This window comes from Amycolatopsis sp. NPDC059027 (genome assembly GCF_042739735.1).
In the GTDB taxonomy this organism is placed as follows: domain Bacteria; phylum Actinomycetota; class Actinomycetes; order Mycobacteriales; family Pseudonocardiaceae; genus Amycolatopsis.
This window is the reverse complement of record NZ_JBHYIK010000056.1, coordinates 19,134-38,906: the sequence shown is the minus strand read 5'-3', so window position 1 is coordinate 38,906 and position 19,773 is coordinate 19,134. Positions and strand designations below refer to the sequence as shown.

Here is a 19,773-nt window from a genome sequence, read left to right as displayed (position 1 = left end):
GTTTCGCGGCCTAAACTTCCGACATGGCGAAGTACTTCGACATTCATCCCGAGAACCCGCAGCGTCGCGCGCTCGGGCAGGTCGTGGACATCCTGCGTGCCGACGGGCTGATCGCGTATCCGACCGACTCCTGCTTCGCGCTCGGCTGCCAGCTGGGCAACCGGGACGGGATCGACCGGATCAGGGCGATCAGGAAGCTGGACCACCGTCACCACTTCACCCTGGTGTGCCAGGACTTCGCGCAGCTCGGCCAGTTCGTGCACGTGGACAACACGGTGTTCCGCGCCGTCAAGGCGGCCACACCCGGCCGGTACACGTTCATCCTGCCCGCCACCAAGGAGGTGCCGCGACGGCTGATGCACGAAAAGAAGAAGACGGTCGGGGTGCGCATCCCCGACCACGGTGTCACCCAGGCTCTGCTCGCCGAGCTGGGTGAACCACTGCTGTCGAGCACGCTCCTGCTGCCCGAAGCCGGTGAACCGCTGACCCAGGGCTGGGAGATCAAGGAACTGCTCGACCACGTCCTCGACGCCGTGCTGGACTCCGGCGACTGCGGGGTCGAACCGACCACGGTGATCGACTTCTCCTCGGGGGAGGCCGAGGTCGTCCGCCACGGGGCGGGCGACGCCTCCCGGTTCGAATAGCCGCGAGCGGGGACGCGAGCAGGACGCGCCGGGAGTGGGGGAGCCCGGGCGCGTCCCGCTCGCTCGGGGCGGCTCAGCGGACGCTGAGGCCTTCGGGCAGGTCGGGCGGCGCCGGGATGCGAAAGAGCCGGGTGAACAGCTCGAAGTGCTGGGGCTCGCCGTCGATGTGGACCGCTCCGCACTGCAGGGCGTCGGTGGCGCGGAGCTGGCCGGTGAGGACGTCGATGAAGACCGGGCCCTGCGGCGTGATGACGAGGTCGGCGCCGGGATGGGAGCCTTCGCCCGCCTTGACCGTTCCGTCGTCGACGATGGCGTGGACGATCATGTCGTCGGGGTGCCGGACCTCGAAGGTGATGTGGACGCCGGCGGCGGCCTCGGGGTTGAAAGTGGTGTACAGGGAAAGGATGGCGGAGTCGAGGGTGAACACCTGCTCCGGTCCGGGGTGGCCGAGTGACCGCGCGCCCCAGAGCCCGAGTTCGAGGACGATCTGGTCGAGTTCGCTGCCGTACTCGGTGAGTTCGTAGACGACCCCGGCGTCGAGCTGGGGGAGCACCTTCCGCCGGACGACGCCGGACTGCTCGAGTTCGTTGAGGCGCGCGGAAAGCAGGCTGGTCGGGATCTTCGGCAGCGTGTGCTGGAGGTCGGTGAACCGCTTCGGGCCGAGCATCAGGTCCCGGACGACGAGCAGCGCCCAGCGTTCCCCGATGATCTCCAGCGCGCGGGCGAGGCCGCAGAACTGTCCGTACGTGCGAGTTGTCATACCTCGGTCCTCACATGATCTCGATGGGGCTCAACGATTTCCGGTGATCTCCGTCTTCCGTCACACCGCTTGTTCGCCTTCGGACAACAGGTCGTGGTGCAGCACCTGGAGTTCGTCGCAGGGCTCCACGCCCAGCTCGTCGGTCAGCCTCGCGCGCAGGTCGCGGTAGACGGCCATCGCGTCGGACCGGCGGCCGCTGCGGCCGAGCGCCCGCATCAGCTGCCCGTGCAGCGCTTCGTCGAGCGGGTTCTCCGCGGCGAGCGAACGGAGTTCCCCGATCAGCTCCAGGTGCCTGCCGCTGTTGATCTCCGCCTCGAAACGCAGATGCAGGGTGCCACGCTGCTGTTCGAGCAGGTCCACGGTGTAGCCGGACAGCACCGGTCCACAGTGGACGTTGGCGAGCGGCGGGCCCGACCACAGGTCGAGCGCGGCTCGGTAGGTCATGGCCGCCTCGGCGTGGCGGTGCTGGGACTGCAGTGTCCTGCCCTGCTGCTGGAGCCGGGTGAAGGCGTGGACGTCCACCTGCGCGGGGTCGATGCGGAAGACGTAGCCCGGCGGTTTGGTGACGAGCATGGTTTCCGCGTTGGCGGCCAGCTGGTTCTGCTCGATGCACCGGCGCAGATGGTAGACGTAGGTGTGCAGCGTGGTCCGGACGCTGCGCGGTGGCTGGTTGGCCCACAGCTCGGCGATGATCGAATCGCTGTGCACCATCTTCCCCGGCCGCAGCACGAGCAGGGCGAGGAGCTGGAGGATCTTCGGCGTGGTCGGTGCGTGATCGACGCCGTCTCGGAGCACTTCGAGCGGGCCCAGCAAGGTGAAGCGGACGTCGCTGCCCGAAGGGTCGGCCGCGCCCGGAGCGTGGGCACCGGCGAACCGGTCCGACAAGCCGCTCTCGGAGTACATCAGCGAGCCTCCACTCGATAGTCTTCATCCCCAGTGCGGACCTCGTACCGAACGGCGGAAAACGGGGTCCTGACATCGAATGTGACAGAGCCTCATCGCTCGATCCAGTGAACGGACCACAAGCGGTGACGTGTGTTCCGCAGGTGTTCGTATGTGTTTCGCGGGGATCTCCGGCGGTGCCGGATCTTGCCTGTTCCGGTCTGCGCGCGGCGTGCGGAGAGCGCGTTCGCGGACGGCGTATGCCTGGCCGATAAGCCAAAAGGCGGCCGGGCGGCCGCTGTTGTCACCGAAAGCGGTGCCGCGGTCACTCTTCGCCCTCCGGGCGGGTACCGAGTCGGAGAAAGCGCTTTCCGGCAGCTGCGTAATACCCGTCGGTGACCTGCGTTTCGCATGGGCTCTCCTCTGCGTCCTTCCTGTCCTCCCCCTGCGAATCGCACGTCCAAATTGTGCGGCCGATCGGTTCTCGATCGCTTGTCGACAGCATCGCGATCGGTGGCGTCTTGGCTGAGCAGCAGGAAAAGAGCAGGAGAGAAAAGCGGGGTGGGTCTCATGGTGCTACGAGCGGTCGCGTCCTTGACGCACGAGACGATGTCCGACGAACCGGAATGCCGCGTCGCGTCTTCGGCTTCGCCGTACCCGGTGCCGCCTCCCGTGCTGCAGGCGATCTCGTCGATGCAGGCACGGTACTTCGAGCCGATCACGTTGACGGATCTGGCCTCGGAGGTGTTCGTCAGCCCGTTCCATTTCTCACGGGTGTTCGCGCGGGCCACCGGGGTGACGCCGGGGAGGTTCCTGACCGCGGTCCGGCTGTTCGAGGCCAAACGACTTCTGCTGACGACGTCGCTGACGGTGTCGGACATCGTGTGCAGCGTCGGCTACAGCAGTGTCGGGACGTTCACGAGCCGCTTCACCCAGGCCGTCGGGATGACGCCGACGCAGTACCGCGATCCCGAGGTGGGCGAGGTGCTCGTCGCCGTCGCACCGCACTTCCAGCGCCTGCCCTCGCTGCACACGCTGCGCGACACCGGGTACAACTGCTCGTCGCTGCGCGTGGGCACCGGGGTGATCACCGCCAGGATCGAGATGCCGAAGGGGGCCGCGCCCGCCGACGTCCTCGTCGGCGTCTTCGCCGACGACATCCCGCAGAGCAGCCCGGTCGCGTTCGGCGGGATGGCGGGCGCCGGTTCCGGCGAGGTGACGATCCCCGGCGTGCCGGAGGGGGAATGGACCGTGCTGGCCGTCGCCGCGCACGCACCGGGGACGCCGGGTACGACCTTCTCGGTCGGCACACTGGCCAGCCGGGTGACCGTCGGCTGTCACGGCCGGGTTCGCGCCACCTTCGCCATGCGCGAGCCGCGGCCCATCGAGCCGCCCTTCGCCGTCACGCTGGCGGAACGGCCCACACCACTGGCCGGCCGGTCGGGCCTGCCCCGGCGGCCGTACCTGCGTGCCGTCGCCTGAGCTCAACTATCCACAAAGGACGAATCATGTCGACGCTGTTCGGTTTGTTGCGCAAGAAGATGCTCGCGCCGTCGCTGGCTTCGGTGGGCTTCGCCGAGCGTGGCTTCCCGGTGACCCCGTCCGCGGCGACCGTGAAGCTCGAGGCTGTTCCGCAGGCGGTGGTGTGCGGGTTCGAATGGGCCATCGAAGGCGCGTCGCTGTGGGAACTGGAGCGACGGCTGGAGCTGGTGGAACCGGAGCAGCGCGGGTTCGCCTACGAGGGCGCGACCATGGGGTGCACCATCCTCGACGCGATGCCCGGCGGCGGCCGGAACAGAACCCGCGAACTGCTCGAAGGACCGGGAAAACCACACATCTTCCTGACCTACATCGGGATCGGGTTCGCGATGGCGAGGCTGCCGAGGCCGCTGTGGAAGAACATCCTCCCGGAACTGTCCGGGGTTCCCTATCACCCGACGATGAGCTGGCTCGCCGTGGACGGCTACGGTTTCGACCGCGCCTATTTCGACACCCGCCGCTGGGTGGACGAGCAGCATGAACCGGAACCGTATCCGTGGGCGGACCACCCCGGCTACTTCCCGCGTGCCTTCGACCAGGGGGTCGGCCGCGCGCTCTGGTTCATCCACGGCGGTGATCCGCGCGCGGTGGCCGAGGCGGCGGAGCGTTTTCCCGAGCGGCGGCGCCCGGACCTGTGGAGCGGGATCGGGCTGGCCGCGACGTTCGCGGGCGGGTGCGACCGGGCCGGGCTCGCCGAACTGCGCCGCGCGTCCGGGCCGCACCACGACGAACTGGCGCTCGGCGTCGTGTTCGCGGTGAAGGCGAGGACCTTCTCCTCTTTCGTGCCAAGGCACACGATGACCGCCGCCGGGATACTCGCCGGCCTCACCGTGGAGGCGGCCCGCGTACTGGCCGACCGCACCGAGGTGGCATCGGACTTCGAGGCACCCGAACCACCGTACGAGGTGTGGCGGGACCGGATCCGGGCCGAGTTCTCCGCGGGCGACCAGCGCCGGGCGGGCTGACTCGCCGCCGCGGCGTGGCCGGGCAAGGCAGGAGAACCGCGGGGCAACGGTGAAGTAGACCGGCCTTCACGAAATATGTGAGCCTGAGTGAAAGAAATGCACGGAAGATTTTCCTACCCGCAAGGGGGAGAGTGCGTTGGGCAATGGTTGGCGCGCGCTCAGGCGCCGTATCCTGACTCCGGACGTCTCGGAGACCTCGCTGGACAAGCGTGGTTTCCACAAGAAGAGCCCAGCCGCTCAGGAATTGCTGGAGACGGTGGGTGAAAAGTTCCTCCTCGGGTACGCGCACGCGGTGGAGGCACGGTCGTATCGGCAGGCCGAAGAATGGCTGGAGCGCATTCCCGCGCAGTTCAGGGGATTCGCCTACGAGGGCGCGGGAATGGGCTACGCGATGCTCGACGGGCTGCCCGGCGGCGGCCGTTCGCACATCACGGACTTCCTCGACGGCCCCGGGGACAAGCACAACTACATCATCTACGTCGGTGTCGGCTGGGCGATGGCGCGGCTGCCCCGGTTCCGCTGGCCGTCGCCGTCGGACTTCGACCCGTTGCTGCGCTGGCTCGTCCTCGACGGCTACGGCTTCCATCAGGCCTACTTCAGGACCGAGAAGTACGTGCGGCAGCAGTATCAGGAGCAGGGATTCCCCTGGCCGGACAAGGAACGGAGCGCGTACGCGCTGCGGGCCATCGACCAGGGAATCGGGCGGGCGCTGTGGTTCATCTGCGGCACCGACGTCGACCTCGTGACCGAAACGATCGCCGGGTTCGCGCCGGAGCGGCACGGTGATCTGTACGCGGGCGTCGGCCTGGCTTCGACGTACGCGTGCGGGGTCGACGCGGAAGAACTACGGAAGCTGGCCGAGTTCGCGGGCAAGCACCGCGGCAGGCTCGCACAGGGCAGCGCGTTCGCCGCGGAGGCCCGCGTCCGCGCGGGTCTGCTCATCCCCGAAACGGAGGTCGCCACCGAGGCGATCTGCGGGCTGCCCGCCACCCGCGCGGCAGCGATCACGCAGGAGGTCCGCCCGGCGGTGGTGGTCGACGGCGACCTGCCGGCTTTCGAGACCTGGCGGCAGGAGATCGCCGACGGAGTGTTGGCACACGGAGGTGTGGAGGAATGACCGCGACCTTGGGCTGGCTGCGCAGGCAGCTGGCGGGCATCGTGGCGTTGGTGCTGGTGCTGGGATTGTTCATGGTCGCCCGGCTGCCCAGCGTCTCCGCTTCGGAACAGGACACGATGGCGTCGAAGTACGCCTTCCAGCCGATGTCGATCGCGCTGCCCGCGGCGAAGAAGCAGCAGTCGATCCGGCCGGTGAACAAGACCTACGAGCACATCCGGGCCTGGGTCTCCTCGGTCGGTGCCGGGATCGCGATGGCGGATCTGTCGGGCACGGGCAAACCCAAGGACCTGTGCCTCGTCGACCCGCGCAGCGACCAGGTGGTCGTGACACCGGTGCCGACGTCGGGCCCCCGGTACGCGCCGTTCGCGCTGGACGAGGCCCCGCTGCCGACGAACCCGAACATCGCGCCGATGGGTTGTGTCGCGGGCGACTTCAACGAGGACGGCCGCACCGATCTGCTGGTCTACTACTGGGGCCGCACCCCGGTCCTGTTCCTGGCCAAGGCGGACGCCGCGAAGTTCGACGCGAGCGCGTACGAACCGGTCGAGCTGCTGCCGGGCGAAAACCGCGCCAAGGACGGCACGTACAACGGTCCCAAGTGGAACACCAACGCGGCCACCGTCGGGGACTTCGACGGGGACGGGCACCAGGACATCTTCATCGGGAACTACTTCCCCGACAGCGCCGTGCTCGACCCGGATGCCGACGGCGGTGTGCAGATGAACCAGTCGATGTCGCACGCGCCCAACAGCGGCGGGAAGCACATCTTCCGCTTCACCGGTGCGTCCGCGGGTGCGAAGCCGGCGGCGGCCTTCGCCCACGAGCCCAAGGCCATCCCCGAGGCACTGCAGATGGGCTGGTCGCTCGCGGCGAGCGCGACCGATGTGGACGGTGACGGGCTGCCCGAGCTCTACATCGGCAACGACTTCGGCCACGACCGCCTGCTGTACAACAAGTCCAAGCCCGGACACGTCGAGTTCGCCGAGGTCACCGGGGTCCGCGGGATCACCGATCCGAAGTCCAAGGTGCTCGGCAACGACTCCTTCAAGGGCATGGGCGTCGATTTCGGTGACCTGAACCACGACGGCCTGTACGACATGTACGTCTCGAACATCACCACCTCGTGGGGTATCGAGGAGAGCAACTTCCAGTTCATGAACACGGCCAAGGACACCGCGGACCTGCGGGCGAAACTGGCCAAGGGCGAGGCGCCGTGGACCGATCGCAGCGCCGAGGCGGGCACCGCGTGGTCCGGCTGGGGCTGGGACGTCAAGATCGCCGACTACAACAACAGCGGCGACGCGGTGATCACCCAGGCGACCGGGTTCGTCAAGGGCCAGGTCAACCGGTGGCCGCAGCTGCAGGAACTGGCCACGGCGCACGACGGGCTGCTGTCCAACCCGTTCTGGTGGCCGAACGTCCGCGCCGGTGACGACATCGGCGGTGACCAGACGCTGCACTTCTTCGCCAAGAGCCCCGGCGGTCGCTATGTCGACCTCGCGCCGAAGCTGGGACTCGCCGTCCCGGTGCCCACGCGCGGTATCGCGGTCGGTGACCCGGACGGGACCGGTCTGCTCGACTTCGCCGTCGCCCGGCAATGGGAAGCGCCGGTGTACTACCACAACGTCAGCCCGAAGCCCGGGAAGTTCCTGGAGCTGGAACTGACCACCGACGCGGCGAAGTCGGCGGGTCCGCTGACCGCGCCGGGCAGCCCGGCGATCGGCGCCGAGGTCACCGTGACCACGGCCGACGGCAGGAAGTACATCGACCGCGTGGACGGCGGCAGCGGCCACTCCGGCCGGCGCAGCCACCAGGTCCACATCGGACTCGGGGAGAACGTGTCCGGCCCGCTGAACGTGCACCTGCAGTGGCGGGACCGCACCGGCCAGCTCCGGCAGCAGGATCTGAAGCTGGAGCCCGGCTGCCACATGTTCCAGCTCGGTACCCAGGCCATCCAGGAAGGAATGTGACGGTCATGGCCCAGACAACGGCCCCGGCGCCGCCGAGGCACACCAACAAGGTCGTGACCGCGCTCCGGCGGTTCGCCATCTCGATCACCGTGTTCAACATCGTCGGCTACACCGTGCTCGGCTTCGAGCAGCCGTGGCTGTACCCGTTCATCGCGCTGGCGACCGCCTATGTCACGGAGATCGGCCTCGAGATCATCGGCGCCAACGCGCAGAAGCGGCCGGTCCGGTTCAAGGGCAACGGGTTCAAGGGGCTCGCCGAGTTCCTGCTCCCCGCGCACATCACCGGGCTCGCGCTGAACATGCTGACCTACGTCAACGACCAGTGGCTGGTCATGGTGTTCGGCGTGGCCGTGGCCGTCGGGGCGAAGTGGGTCCTGCAGGCGCCGGTGCGGGGCAGGCTGCGGCACTACATGAACCCGTCGAACTTCGGCATCACGGTGATCCTGCTGGTGTTCCCGTGGGCGAGCATCGCCCCGCCGTACCACTTCACCGAGAAGGTCGACACCTGGATCGGCTGGCTGATCGTGGGCATCATCATCGTGTCGGGCACGGTGCTCAACGCGATGCTGACCCAGCGGATGTGGCTGATCGGGGCGTGGCTGATCACCTTCGCGCTGCAGGCCGTCGCGCGTGGCCTCGTCTTCGACACCGCGATCCCCGGCGCGCTGGGCATGATGACCGGCGTGGCGTTCGTGCTCTACACGAACTACATGGTCACCGACCCGGGTACGTCACCGTCGAAGCCGTCTTCGCAGATCCTGTTCGGCTCCGGGGTGGCGCTGGCGTACGGATTCTTCATGGTCGTGCACGTCGCCTACGGGCTGTTCCTCGCCACGGCGGCGGTGTGCCTGATCCGCGGATTGTTCCTGTGGGGCCTGCACTTCTCGAACAAGGCACGGCTGAAGTTCGAGGCGGAGCAGGCGAAGCTGGCGCAGCTGCCGAGTTCTGCCGGTGAAACGAAACCCGACACCGGGGCCATCGCGGCATGAGTGACCACCAGGACCCGGCCCGGACGGCGCTGCCCGCGCCGCCCGGGCCGCCGCGGCGGCAGACGGTCAAGCTGCTCAGGCAGTTGTTCACCGACCGGCTCGCGCTCATGACGGACTCGGCGGCCGGGTACGGCGACGTGGTCCGTATCGCGATCGGGCCGAAGGCGATGTACCTGGTGAACCATCCGGAGCTGGCCAAGCACGTCCTCGCGGACAACAGTGCCAACTACCACAAGGGAATCGGCCTGCAGGAAGCCCGGCGCGCACTCGGGGACGGGCTGCTCACCAGCGACGGCGAGACCTGGCGTGCCCAGCGCCGGACGATCCAGCCGGTGTTCCAGCCCAAGCGGATCGCGCGCCAGGCGGAGCTCGTGGCGTCCGAAGTGGACGGTCTGGTCGGCAGGCTCGCGGCACACGACGGCCCGGTCGAGATCCTGCACGAGATGACCGGCCTGACGCTGGGCGTGCTCGGCAAGACGCTGCTCGACGCGGAACTCGGCGGGTACGAAACGCTCGGCCACTCCTTCGAGGCCGTGCAGGACCAGGCGATGTTCGAGGCCGTCACGCTGAGCATGGTGCCGGAATGGGCGCCGCTGCCCAAACAGCTGCGGTTCCGTACCGCGCGCGACGATCTGCGCCGGATCGCCGACGAACTGGTCGAGCAGCGGCTGGCGAACCCGGTCGAGGGCGGCGAAGACGTGCTGTCCCGCCTCATCGCCTCGGCCGGTGACGACGTCGAAGGCGCCCGTGAACGGATGCGGGACGAGCTGATCACCCTGCTGCTGGCCGGGCACGAGACGACGGCGAGCACGCTGGGATGGGCGTTCCACCTGATCGACGAGCACCCCGAGGTCGGCGAGCGGCTGCACGCCGAAGCCGTCGAGGTGCTCGGCGATCGGCTGCCGGCGCACGAGGATCTGCGGAAGCTGCGCTACACCGCGATGGTCGTCGAGGAGGTCATGCGGCTGTACCCGCCGGTGTGGCTGCTGCCGCGTGTCGCGCAGGCCGACGACGAGATCGGCGGCTACCACGTCCCGGCGGGCTCCGACGTCGTCGTGGTGCCCTACACCCTGCACCGGCATCCGGGCTACTGGGCCGATCCGGAACGGTTCGACCCCGAACGGTTCGATCCGGACAATCCGGCGGGCAGGCCGCGGTACGCCTACATCCCGTTCGGCGCGGGGCCGCGGTTCTGTATCGGCAACAGCCTCGGCGTGCTGGAGGCGGTGTTCGTGCTCGCCATGGTTTCCCGCGACCTGCGGCTGCGCAAGCTGCCCGGCTACGAGGTCGTCCCGGAGGCGATGCTCTCGCTGCGGGTGCGGGGCGGGCTGCCGATGACCGTGCACGCCAGGACCAGCCAGACGCGGTCGCTGGCCGCGTAAATCCATTATGGACAGTGCCGTCGGCGCTGCCCGGTTTCGACGAGGAGGTAGGCCGGTGTCCCCAGCCACCGACGAGGAACGCGTCAAGATCCTGACTCTGGAGGCCTACGCCGACACGATCGTGCCGGGGGAGAAGCGGTCCGAGGACGACCGTGCCGTCGCCGGGGCCTCGGCGGGTCCCGGCGCGGTCGAGGCGGGCGCGCTCGAACTGCTGCACACCGACGCGACCGGCGTGACCGCCGGGCTGCCCTACCTGGCCCAGTCGCTCAACGACCACGCCAAGACGTACGCGGGCGAGCACGGCGTGGTGCTCGACGACGACGTACCGCCGTTCGTGGCCCTGCCGTTCGAACACCGGACCGCGCTGGTGCGGCAGCTGACCGCCCCGGGACATCCGGAGAAGGACGGCTGGGTGAGCCTCGCGTTGTTCAGCAACATGGCCTACGACAGCGCAGCGCACCTGCACACCGCCGACGCGATCCGCGCGGGGCACCCCGGCCTGCTGGCGATGGGCTACCGCGAGCCGGACGCCGACGGGTTCTGGCGGTTCCCAAAGTTCTCCTACGGCCGGAAGCTGGCCGAAGTCCACCCCGACACGACGCCTTCAGGGAGCCCAGCGTGAGCGCGATCGAGAAGACCGACGTCGTCATCGTCGGCAGCGGTTTCGGCGGCTCGATCCCCGCCTACCACCTCGCGGCGGGCGGGGCGAAGGTCACCGTGCTGGAGCGGGGCCCGTGGCTGGCCACCGACGAGTTCGAACACGACTACCTGCTCGGCTCGTCCTACACCCGCGCGTTCGACTTCGTCGTCGGCGACGGCATGAGCGTGCTCGGCGGCAACTGCGTCGGCGGCGGCAGCGTGGTCTACTTCGCCGCGATGCCGCGTGCCCCGCGGTTCGTGTTCGAACGGCACGGCAGCATCGGCCGCCGGATGTGGCCGTCGGTTCTTTCCCGGGACGCGCTGGAGCCTTGGTACGACCGGGTTTCCGAATCGCTCCCGGTGTCCACACAGGACTGGAACGACGTGTCCTACGCCGGCGGGCTGTGGGCGGCGGCGTGTCACCACTCCGGGCGCACCGCGAACCCGGCGCCGGTCGCCGTCGACAACGACCGCTGTGTCAACTGCAACTTCATGATGGCGGGCTGCAAGTTCGACGCCAAACGCTCGCTGCTGACGAACTACCTGCCAGCGGCGCTCGCGCACGGTGCGAAGATCCGGCCGTTGCACGAGGTGCAGAAGCTGGAGCGCACCGAGGACGGGGACTACCGGGTGCACTTCACCGTCGTCGACGACGAGGACTACCGGGTGCACACCGGCTCGGGCGTGATCGACGCGAAGATCGTCATCATCGCCGCCGGCGCGGGCGCCACCCCGGTGATCCTCCAGCGCTCGGAGGCCACGCTGGGCACCATGCCGCACGCGGTCGGCCGATACTTCTCCGGCAACGGCGAGCGGCTCAACACCGCGATCCTGAACGAGGACAAGGTGCGTGAGGTGCTCGGACTGTCCCGTGAGGACGGTCTGGGGTACGCGGCCAACCACATCGGCAAGGGCCCGACCGTGGCGAACTGGGACAAGCTCGACGGTTCGCTTCCCGAGTACGAGCGGTACTCGCTGGAGCAGCTGTACTTCCCGCCGGGGCTGGGCACGATCCTCGCGCAGGTACCAGACGGGGACGAACCCCGGTGGTTCGGGGTGCAGAAGAAGGAAATGCTCAAGCAGTGGGCGTCCTGGCTGACGATCTTCCTGATGACCGAGGACGACAACGAGGGTGTCTTCGGCACTCCGCCGCCCACCGGTAACGCCTATCGCATCTCGCAGCAGATGCTCGGCCGCGGCGCGCTGCGCTACGACCCGACCGAGAACACCCGCCGCGGCTGGGCGCTCGCGGACGCGGAGTGCAAGGAGATCATGGAGAAGGACGGCCTGGCGAAGGTCGCGCCGTGGACCAACGACGTCGTCGGCGCCTACACGGTGCACCCGCTGGCCTCGTGCCGGATCGGCGACGACCCGGACACCTCCGCGCTGCACCCGAACCACGAGCTGCGCAACCACCCGGGCATTTTCGTCACCGACAGCGCGTCGGTGCCGGGTGCGCTGACGGTCAACCCGGCGATGACCATCGCCGCGCTCGCCGAACGCGCCGTACCCGGCATCGTCCGCGCCGCCCGGGAACGCGGCGTCGACGTCACCTACGGCGCCCCGGCCCCCGACGGCTCCATCACCGGCCGCCGCGCCGTCAGCAAGCTCAGCCTCGTCGCAGGCAACTGAGGCACGAAACCGCGATCTCGCGTGATCAGAGACGTATCTCGCGTGATTGAGCGGAGATCTCGCGTGATTGGACGAGATCTCCGTCTGATCACGCGAGTGCGCTCTCCAATCACGTGAGTGCGCTTTCTGATCACGTGAGTTCGCCGGTGACGGGAGGTCGGGATGACGCCGGGAGTGGTGCGGCTCGCGTTGCGGCGGGCGGTGCGGGAGGTGCGGTACGTCGAGGTGGTGCGGGCCCGGCGGGCGAAGGGGCTCGTCGGGCAGGTGTACCGGCAGATCGAGCGGGACTTCGGGATGCTCGCGCCGCCGGTCGCGCTGCACGCGGCCGCGCCGCCGGTGCTGGCCGCCGCGTGGGCGATGCTGCGGGAGTCGCTGATCGCGGGCGGGGCGGCGAGCCGGGTGGCCAAGGAGGTCGTCGCGACGTCGGTGTCCGAGGGGAACGCGTGCCCGTACTGCGTCGAGGTGCACGGGATGACGCTCGGCTCGCTGGGCTCACCCGCCGAGGCCGCCATGATCGAGAGCGGCGAGTACGCCGCGATCGAGGACACGGACACCCGGGAGCTGGCGCGGTGGGCACGGGGAGAAGGGCCGCTCCCCGACGGCATCTCTCCGTCGACGGCGGCGGAGCTGACCGCGGTCGCCGTCGTCTTCCACTACCTCAACCGGATGGTGAACGTCTTCCTCGGCCCGTCGCCGCTGCCGCCCGCGGTTCCCTCCTCGGCGCGGCCGAAAGTCCGGGACGTCCTCGGCCGGTTCCTCAAACCTGGGACGCCCCCGAAGCCGGGCGCAGCGCTCGAACTGCTGCCGAAGTCCGCCGTGGATAGTCCACTATGGACAAACGAAAACCCGGTCATCGCCGACGCTTTCGCCAGGGCGGGGGAAACGATCATCACGGCGGCGAGCTGGATCCCGCCGGGCGTCCGGCGGCTGGTGACGCGCGAGGTGGCCGTCTGGGACGGACGGCCACCCGGGCTGAGCCGGGCCTGGCTGGACCCCGTGGTCGCCGAGCTGCCCGAGGACGAACGTCCGGCCGCCCGGCTCGCCCTGCTCGTGGCGAAGGCGGCATACCAGGTGGACGCCGACGTCGTCCACGATTCCGGCCTCGGCGATCGAGGCCTGATCGAACTGACGGCGTGGGCGAGTTTCACCGCCGCCGCCGAACTGGGGTCCCGTCCGCGTCACGGCGCGGCTCGCCGGGTGATGCCCTGACGGAGCGCCGATTACGGGACCGTGCGGACATATTCGCCCGGCACACAGGGAGAAGACGGGAAGGGGGCCTCGGATTCATGCTTGATCGGACTGCGCGAAACGGACCGGGGCCGGTGACGTCTCGGCAGGCACGACAGCGGGACGGTGCCCGGAGGTGCGGCAGGGCCGGGTGGCCCGACGAACGGCCTGAGAGCTAATGGGAGTGCGGTGGGCATGAGCGTTGAGCGGATTGCGATTGTCGGGATCGGACTGCGGTATCCGGACGCGCGGTCTCTGGCGGAGCTCTGGGAGAACGTGCTGGCCGGGCGCCGGGCGTTCCGGCGCCTGCCCGACGAGCGGATGAACCGCGAGGACTACTACTCACCCGACCCCAAGGCCCCGGACCGGTTTTACGCGCAGAAGGCCGCGGTGCTGCGCGACTTCGAGTTCGACCGGGTCCGGTACAAGGTCGCGGGCAGCACTTTCCGCGCCACGGACACCACGCACTGGCTGGCCCTCGACGTCGCGGCGCGGGCACTGGCCGACGCCGGGTTCGCCGAGGGCGAGGGCATGCCGAAGCAGACCACCGGCGTGGTCATCGGCAACAGCCTCACCGGCGAGTTCTCCCGGGCGAACATCATGCGGCTGCGCTGGCCGTACGTGCGCCGCACCGTCGCCGCCGCGCTCGCCGAGCGTGGCTGGGGCGACGACGAGACCGTGACGTTCCTGCGTGATCTGGAAGCGCAGTACAAGGCGCCGTTCCCGGAGATCAACGAGGACACCCTCGCAGGCGGGCTGGCCAACACCATCGCCGGCCGGGTCTGCAACCACTTCGACTTCGCCGGCGGCGGGTACACAGTGGACGGTGCGTGCTCGTCCTCGCTGCTGGCGGTCGTGAACGCCGCGAACGGGCTCGCGCAGGGCGATCTCGACGTCGCCATCGCCGGCGGTGTCGACCTCTCGATCGACCCGTTCGAGGTCATCGGGTTCGCCAAGACCGGCGCGCTGGCCAAGACCGAGATGAAGGTCTACGACGCCGATTCCAACGGGTTCTGGCCCGGTGAGGGCTCCGGCATGCTCGTCCTGATGCGCGAGAGCGACGCCGTCGCGCAGGGCAAGCGCATCTACGCCTCGATCAGCGGCTGGGGTGTTTCCTCCGACGGCAAGGGCGGCATCACCCGGCCGGAGGCGGCCGGGCACCGGCTGGCGATCAGCCGCGCCTACGAGCGCGCCGGGTACGGCGTGGAGACCGTGTCGTACTTCGAGGGCCACGGCACCGGTACCGCGCTGGGCGACGCCACCGAGATCGAGGCGCTCTCCACCGCCCGCCGGGACGCCGACCCGCTCGCCGCGCCCGCCGCGCTGGGCACGATCAAGGGCAACATCGGGCACACCAAGGCCGCGGCCGGGGTTGCCGGGCTGATCAAGGCGACGCTCGCGGTGTACCACCAGGTGATCCCGCCCGGCACCGGGCATTTCCAACCGCACGAGTCGCTGCTCGGCGACTCCGCGCGGATGTACGTCCCCGGTGAGGCCGGGCTGTGGCCACCGGAACAGCCGGTGCGCGCAGGCGTCTCGGCGATGGGCTTCGGCGGGATCAACTCGCACATCGCGGTCGCCGAGGCGCCGGGCGCCGCGCGGCGGCGGGTGCTCGACGAGCGGACCCGCGCGCTGGTCTCCGGACGGCAGGACGCCGAGCTGCTGCTACTCGACGCCGCCGACTTCGACGCGTTGCGGGCGCGGATCACCGAACTGCTCGATTTCGTGCCGAAGTTGTCGATGGCCGAGCTGACCGACCTCGCGGGCGCCCTGCCGGCCGAGCTGACCGGCAAGCCCGTCCGCGCCGCGATCGTCGCGAGCACCCCCGAGGACGCCGAGCGCAAGCTGATCCGGCTGGCGGAGCTGGTGTCCGAAGAGGACGGTGAGGTTTTCGCCGTCACCGAAGGGATTTTCGCGGGTTCGCGGACCGGCGCGGCGAGGATCGGCTTCCTCTTCCCCGGACAGGGGTCGGGCAAGGGCGCGGTCGGGGCCCTGCGCCGCCGCTTCGCGGGTGTGGAGGAGATCTACCGGTCCGCGGGCCTGAACGTCGCGGGCGACCAGGCCGCGACCGAGATCGCCCAGCCGAGGATCGTCACCGGGTCGCTGGCGGCGTTGCGTGTTCTGCGGCATCTCGGCATCGAAGCCGACACCGCGGCCGGGCACAGCCTCGGCGAGCTGACCGCCCTGCACTGGGGTGGCGCGCTCGACGAGCACGAGGTGCTGCGGCTGGCCAAGATCCGCGGCAAGGTGATGGCCACGGCGAGCGCGGGCGATGGCGCGATGGCCGGGCTCGCCGCGAGCCCGAGCCGTGCCGAAAAACTCAGCCAGGGCGAGGATGTCGTGATCGCCGGGTACAACGCGCCGGGCCAGACGGTGATCTCCGGCCCAGCCGCCGCTGTGGAGCGGGTCTGCACCCGCGCCCGCGCCGAAGGCGTGACGGCCACCCGGATCAACGTCTCGCACGCGTTCCACTCGCCGTTGGTCGCGCCCGCCGCCGAAGCGATGACCGAGCAGCTCGCCGAATTCGACTTCGCGCGGCTCGACCGGCCCGTGGTCTCCACGGTGACCGGTGACGTGCTGCACGCCGCCGAGAACCTGCGTGAGCTGCTGCGTGACCAGATCGTGCTGCCGGTGCGTTTCCGCGAGGCCGCCGCGAAGGTGGCCGAACGCAGCGACCTGGTGATCGAGGTCGGCCCCGGCCGTGTCCTTTCCGGACTGCTCGAGGAAATCGCTCCCGAAAAGCCCGTTCTTTCGGTCGACACCGACAGCCAGACGCTGGGCGCGGTGCTGCGGGTCGCCGCGGCGGCACACGCGCTGGGCGTCACGATCGACACCGGTGCGTTGTTCGCGGGCCGTGTCGTGCGGCCGCTGCCGATCGACGGCGAGTTCAGCTTCCTGGCCAGCCCGTGCGAGGCGGCTCCGGCGATCGACGCCGAGCTGGCCCGCGAACTGGCCGCCGAGCGCGAGCAGCAGGCCGCCGCGGCCGAGGGCGTCGCGGCCGAGAGCAGTGGGAGCACGACGCTCGACCTGCTGCGGAAGCTGGCCGCCGAGCGCGTCGAGCTGCCGCTGGAGACCGTCACCGCGGACACCCATCCGCTCGACGACCTGCACCTGTCCTCGATCACCGTGGGGCAGCTGGTCAACGACGTCACCCGGGCACTGGGCCGTCCCGCGCTGGAGGGCATGCCGAACTTCGCGACGGTGTGCCTCGGCGACCTCGCCGAGATGATCGACGAGCTGGCGCAGACCGCCAAGCTCGAAGACGCCAACAGCGCGGCCGAGGTTCCCGGTGTCGGCCCGTGGGTCCGGCCGTTCTCGGTCGACTACGTGCCCGCGCTGCGGCCGAATCCCGATCTCACCCCGGGATTCGCGGCCGCCGACTGGCAGGTCTTCTCGACCCCGGGCCACTCGCTGGCCGAGCCGCTGCGCGCGGCACTGGCCGGTGCCGGTCTCGGCGACGGTGTCCTGCTGTGCCTGCCGGCGGACTGTGACGCGTCGAACGTCGGCCTGTTCCTCGACGCGGGCCGCGCGGTCATGGCCGCGCCGAACGGCACGCGGTTCGTCGTGGTGCAGCACGGACTCGGCGCGTCCGGGCTCGCGAAGACGCTGCGGCTCGAAGACCCGTCGGCCCGCACCACGATCGTCGACCTCGCCGAGCCCTCGCCGGCCGACCCGGCCGGCATCGACGAGGCGGTGCAGACCGTGCTGCTGGAGGTCGCCGCGACCGACGACTTCACCGAGGCCCGGTACGACGAGCAGTGGACGCGCACGGTGCCGAAACTCGGCGCCCTGCCGCCCGCGCCGGTCGGCCCGATCCCGGAGCCGCTCGACACGACCGACGTCCTGCTCGTCACCGGCGGCGGCAAGGGCATCACCGCCGAAAGCGCGCTGGCACTGGCCAAGGACTCCGGCGCGAAACTGGCTCTGCTGGGCCGCAGCGACCCCGCCGAGGACACCGAACTGGCGGAGAACCTGCAGCGGATGGCTTCGGCGGGCATCACCTACCGGTACGAACGCGCCGACGTCACCTCGGCCGAGCAGGTGGCCGCCGCGGTCGCCGCCGTGCAGGCGGACCTGGGCCCGGTCACCGCGGTCCTGCACGGAGCGGGACGCAACGAGCCCGCCGCGTTGTTCAGCCTGACCGAGGAGAGCTTCCGCACGACGCTCGCCCCGAAGATCGGCGGCCTGCGGGCGGTGCTCGACGCGGTCGACCAGGACCGCGTCAAGCTGCTCGTCACCTTCGGCAGCATCATCGGCCGCGCCGGTCTCCGCGGCGAGGCGCACTACGCCACCGCGAACGACTGGATGACCGAGCTGACCGTCCGATTCGGACAGACACATCCGAAGGCGCGGGCGATCGCGCTGGAGTGGTCGGTCTGGTCCGGCACCGGTATGGGCGAGAAGCTCGGCGTGGTCAGCGCTCTCATGCGCGACGGCATCACGCCGATCCCGACCGAGGAGGGCATCGCGATCCTGCGTCAGGTGCTCGGCGATCCCGGCGCGCCTTCGGTGCTGGTGGTCTGCGGCCGCACCGCGGGACTGCCGACGCTGCCGGTGGAGAGCGAAGAACTGCCGCTCACCCGGTTCGTCGACCGCGCCGTCGTGCACTACCCGGGCATCGAGCTGATCACCGAAGCGGACCTGTCCGCGGGCAGCGATCCTTATCTGGCCGATCATCTGCTCGACGGGGACCTGCTGTTCCCGGCCGTGCTGGGCATGGAGGCGATGACCCAGGTCGCGTCGGCGACCCTGCGCGGCAGCCAGGTCACGCCGGTGCTGGAGGACGTCGAGTTCCTGCGGCCGATCATCGTGTCGCCCGCCGGCACCACCACGATCCGGCTGGCCGCGCTCGCGATCGACGCCGAGACGGTCGACGTCGTGCTGCGCAGCGGCGAGACCGGGTTCAGCGCCGATCACTTCCGGGCCCGGCTGCGGTTCTGCCGCCCGGACGAACTCGGCGAGCGCGTCCCGCGTGACGTCGCGTTGCCGCCGGTCCCGGTGGACCCGGTGACCGAGCTGTACGGCTCGGTCCTGTTCCAGGGCAAGCGGTTCCAGCGGGTGCTGGGCTACCGGCGGGCGAGCGCGCGGCACGCGGTGGCGGAGATCGCGACCGGTTCGGACGTCTCATGGTTCGCACCTTTCCTTCCACAGCAACGACTCCTGGCCGACCCTGGCACGAGGGACGCGATGATGCACGCGATCCAGTGCTGCATCCCCGACGCGACGTTGCTGCCGCAGGGGATCGAAAAGCTCCACCTGGCCGAGCCAGGCGCACAGGATCTCGAATACGTACTGCTCGACGCCCGCGAACGCGAGCAGGACGGCGACAGCTACGTCTACGACCTCGACGTCCGCAATCCCGACGGGACGCTCGTCGAGCGCTGGGAAGGATTGAAGCTGCGGGCGGTCCGCAAACGGGACGGCGCGGGGCCGTGGGTCCCGTCGATGCTCGGGTCCTATGTGGAGCGTGCGGCCGAGCGGATGCTCGGCGGCAGCCGGTCGGTGGTGCTCGAACCGGACCCGGTGGGCATCGAGGTCGCCACGATCGCGCAGCGGCGGGCGCAGACCGCGCTGGCCGCGGGCCGCGCGTTCGACCGGCTGGTCGAGGTGCGCTACCGCCCGGACGGGAAGCCGGAAACCGACGGTGCCGAGGTGACCGCGTCGCACACGTCCCGGCTCACCCTGGTGGTCGCCGGGAGTGGGCAGGTCGCCTGCGACATCGAGACCGCTGTCGAACGCACCGAAGAGGACTGGGCGGGCCTGCTCGGCGAGGAACTGCTCGCCGTCGGGCAGCTGCTCGCGGCGGACGCGGGCGAGCCGGCCACGGTGGCGAACACCCGGGTCTGGAGCGCGCTGGAATGCGTGCGCAAGACCGGCGACATGACCCAGGCGCTGACCGTGCGCCGGGTCGAGGCCGACGGCTGGGCGCTGCTGGCGTCCGGGCAGTTCCGCATCGCCACCTGGGCCACCACGATCAACGACCGGACGGACCCCGTGGTCTTCGCGGTCCTCCAGGGTGAGGAGTGA

The 19,773-nt window shown here is 69.9% G+C and carries 13 protein-coding genes; 11 read left to right on the top strand and 2 right to left on the bottom strand.

The features are described from left to right. Window positions 1-23 precede the first annotated feature (23 nt). Window positions 24-644: an L-threonylcarbamoyladenylate synthase gene (locus ACFWY9_RS32110; RefSeq protein WP_378329995.1), complete on the top strand. Its 621-nt coding sequence runs from the start codon at window positions 24-26 to the stop codon at window positions 642-644. A 73-nt stretch (window positions 645-717) separates the two neighbouring features. On the opposite strand, the gene ACFWY9_RS32105 is transcribed toward ACFWY9_RS32110, so the two are convergent. After that, on the bottom strand, window positions 718-1,404 hold the full coding sequence (locus ACFWY9_RS32105; protein WP_378329994.1) for a winged helix-turn-helix transcriptional regulator: 687 nt from the start codon (window positions 1,402-1,404) through the stop codon (window positions 718-720). A 60-nt stretch (window positions 1,405-1,464) separates the two neighbouring features. Beyond that, window positions 1,465-2,307: a BTAD domain-containing putative transcriptional regulator gene (locus tag ACFWY9_RS32100; RefSeq protein ID WP_378329993.1), complete on the bottom strand. Its 843-nt coding sequence runs from the start codon at window positions 2,305-2,307 to the stop codon at window positions 1,465-1,467. 549 nt (window positions 2,308-2,856) lie between these two features. On the opposite strand from ACFWY9_RS32100, the gene ACFWY9_RS32095 reads away from it, so the two are divergent. From ACFWY9_RS32095 to ACFWY9_RS32050, 10 genes are all read left to right on the top strand, one after another. Further along, window positions 2,857-3,768 carry a helix-turn-helix transcriptional regulator gene (locus tag ACFWY9_RS32095; RefSeq protein ID WP_378329992.1) on the top strand — a complete coding sequence of 304 codons (912 nt, stop codon included), beginning with the start codon at window positions 2,857-2,859 and terminating at the stop codon, window positions 3,766-3,768. A gap of 26 nt (window positions 3,769-3,794) precedes the next feature. After that, entirely contained in the window at window positions 3,795-4,790 is a 996-nt protein-coding gene (locus ACFWY9_RS32090) for a DUF1702 family protein (RefSeq protein WP_378329991.1), read from the top strand. A gap of 136 nt (window positions 4,791-4,926) precedes the next feature. After that, window positions 4,927-5,907, top strand: coding sequence for a DUF1702 family protein (locus ACFWY9_RS32085; RefSeq protein WP_378329990.1), 981 nt, complete (start codon window positions 4,927-4,929; stop codon window positions 5,905-5,907). Next, on the top strand, window positions 5,904-7,877 hold the full coding sequence (locus ACFWY9_RS32080) for a CRTAC1 family protein (protein WP_378329989.1): 1,974 nt from the start codon (window positions 5,904-5,906) through the stop codon (window positions 7,875-7,877). Before ACFWY9_RS32085 ends, ACFWY9_RS32080 begins: the two co-directional genes overlap by 4 nt. Before the next feature lie 5 nt (window positions 7,878-7,882). Next, window positions 7,883-8,866: an enediyne biosynthesis protein gene (locus ACFWY9_RS32075; RefSeq protein ID WP_378329988.1), complete on the top strand. Its 984-nt coding sequence runs from the start codon at window positions 7,883-7,885 to the stop codon at window positions 8,864-8,866. Further along, entirely contained in the window at window positions 8,863-10,248 is a 1,386-nt protein-coding gene (locus tag ACFWY9_RS32070) for a cytochrome P450 (RefSeq protein WP_378329987.1), read from the top strand. The genes ACFWY9_RS32075 and ACFWY9_RS32070 overlap by 4 nt, the downstream gene beginning before the upstream one ends. A 55-nt stretch (window positions 10,249-10,303) precedes the next feature. Beyond that, window positions 10,304-10,870 carry a DUF5987 family protein gene (locus ACFWY9_RS32065; protein ID WP_378329986.1) on the top strand — a complete coding sequence of 189 codons (567 nt, stop codon included), beginning with the start codon at window positions 10,304-10,306 and terminating at the stop codon, window positions 10,868-10,870. Beyond that, window positions 10,867-12,519 carry a GMC family oxidoreductase N-terminal domain-containing protein gene (locus ACFWY9_RS32060; RefSeq protein WP_378340618.1) on the top strand — a complete coding sequence of 551 codons (1,653 nt, stop codon included), beginning with the start codon at window positions 10,867-10,869 and terminating at the stop codon, window positions 12,517-12,519. Before ACFWY9_RS32065 ends, ACFWY9_RS32060 begins: the two co-directional genes overlap by 4 nt. Before the next feature lie 162 nt (window positions 12,520-12,681). Continuing rightward, complete coding sequence (locus ACFWY9_RS32055; protein WP_378340617.1) at window positions 12,682-13,728, top strand: carboxymuconolactone decarboxylase family protein; 1,047 nt, start codon at window positions 12,682-12,684, stop codon at window positions 13,726-13,728. Window positions 13,729-13,941: 213 nt separating this feature from the next. Then, complete coding sequence (locus ACFWY9_RS32050; RefSeq protein WP_378340616.1) at window positions 13,942-19,773, top strand: SDR family NAD(P)-dependent oxidoreductase; 5,832 nt, start codon at window positions 13,942-13,944, stop codon at window positions 19,771-19,773.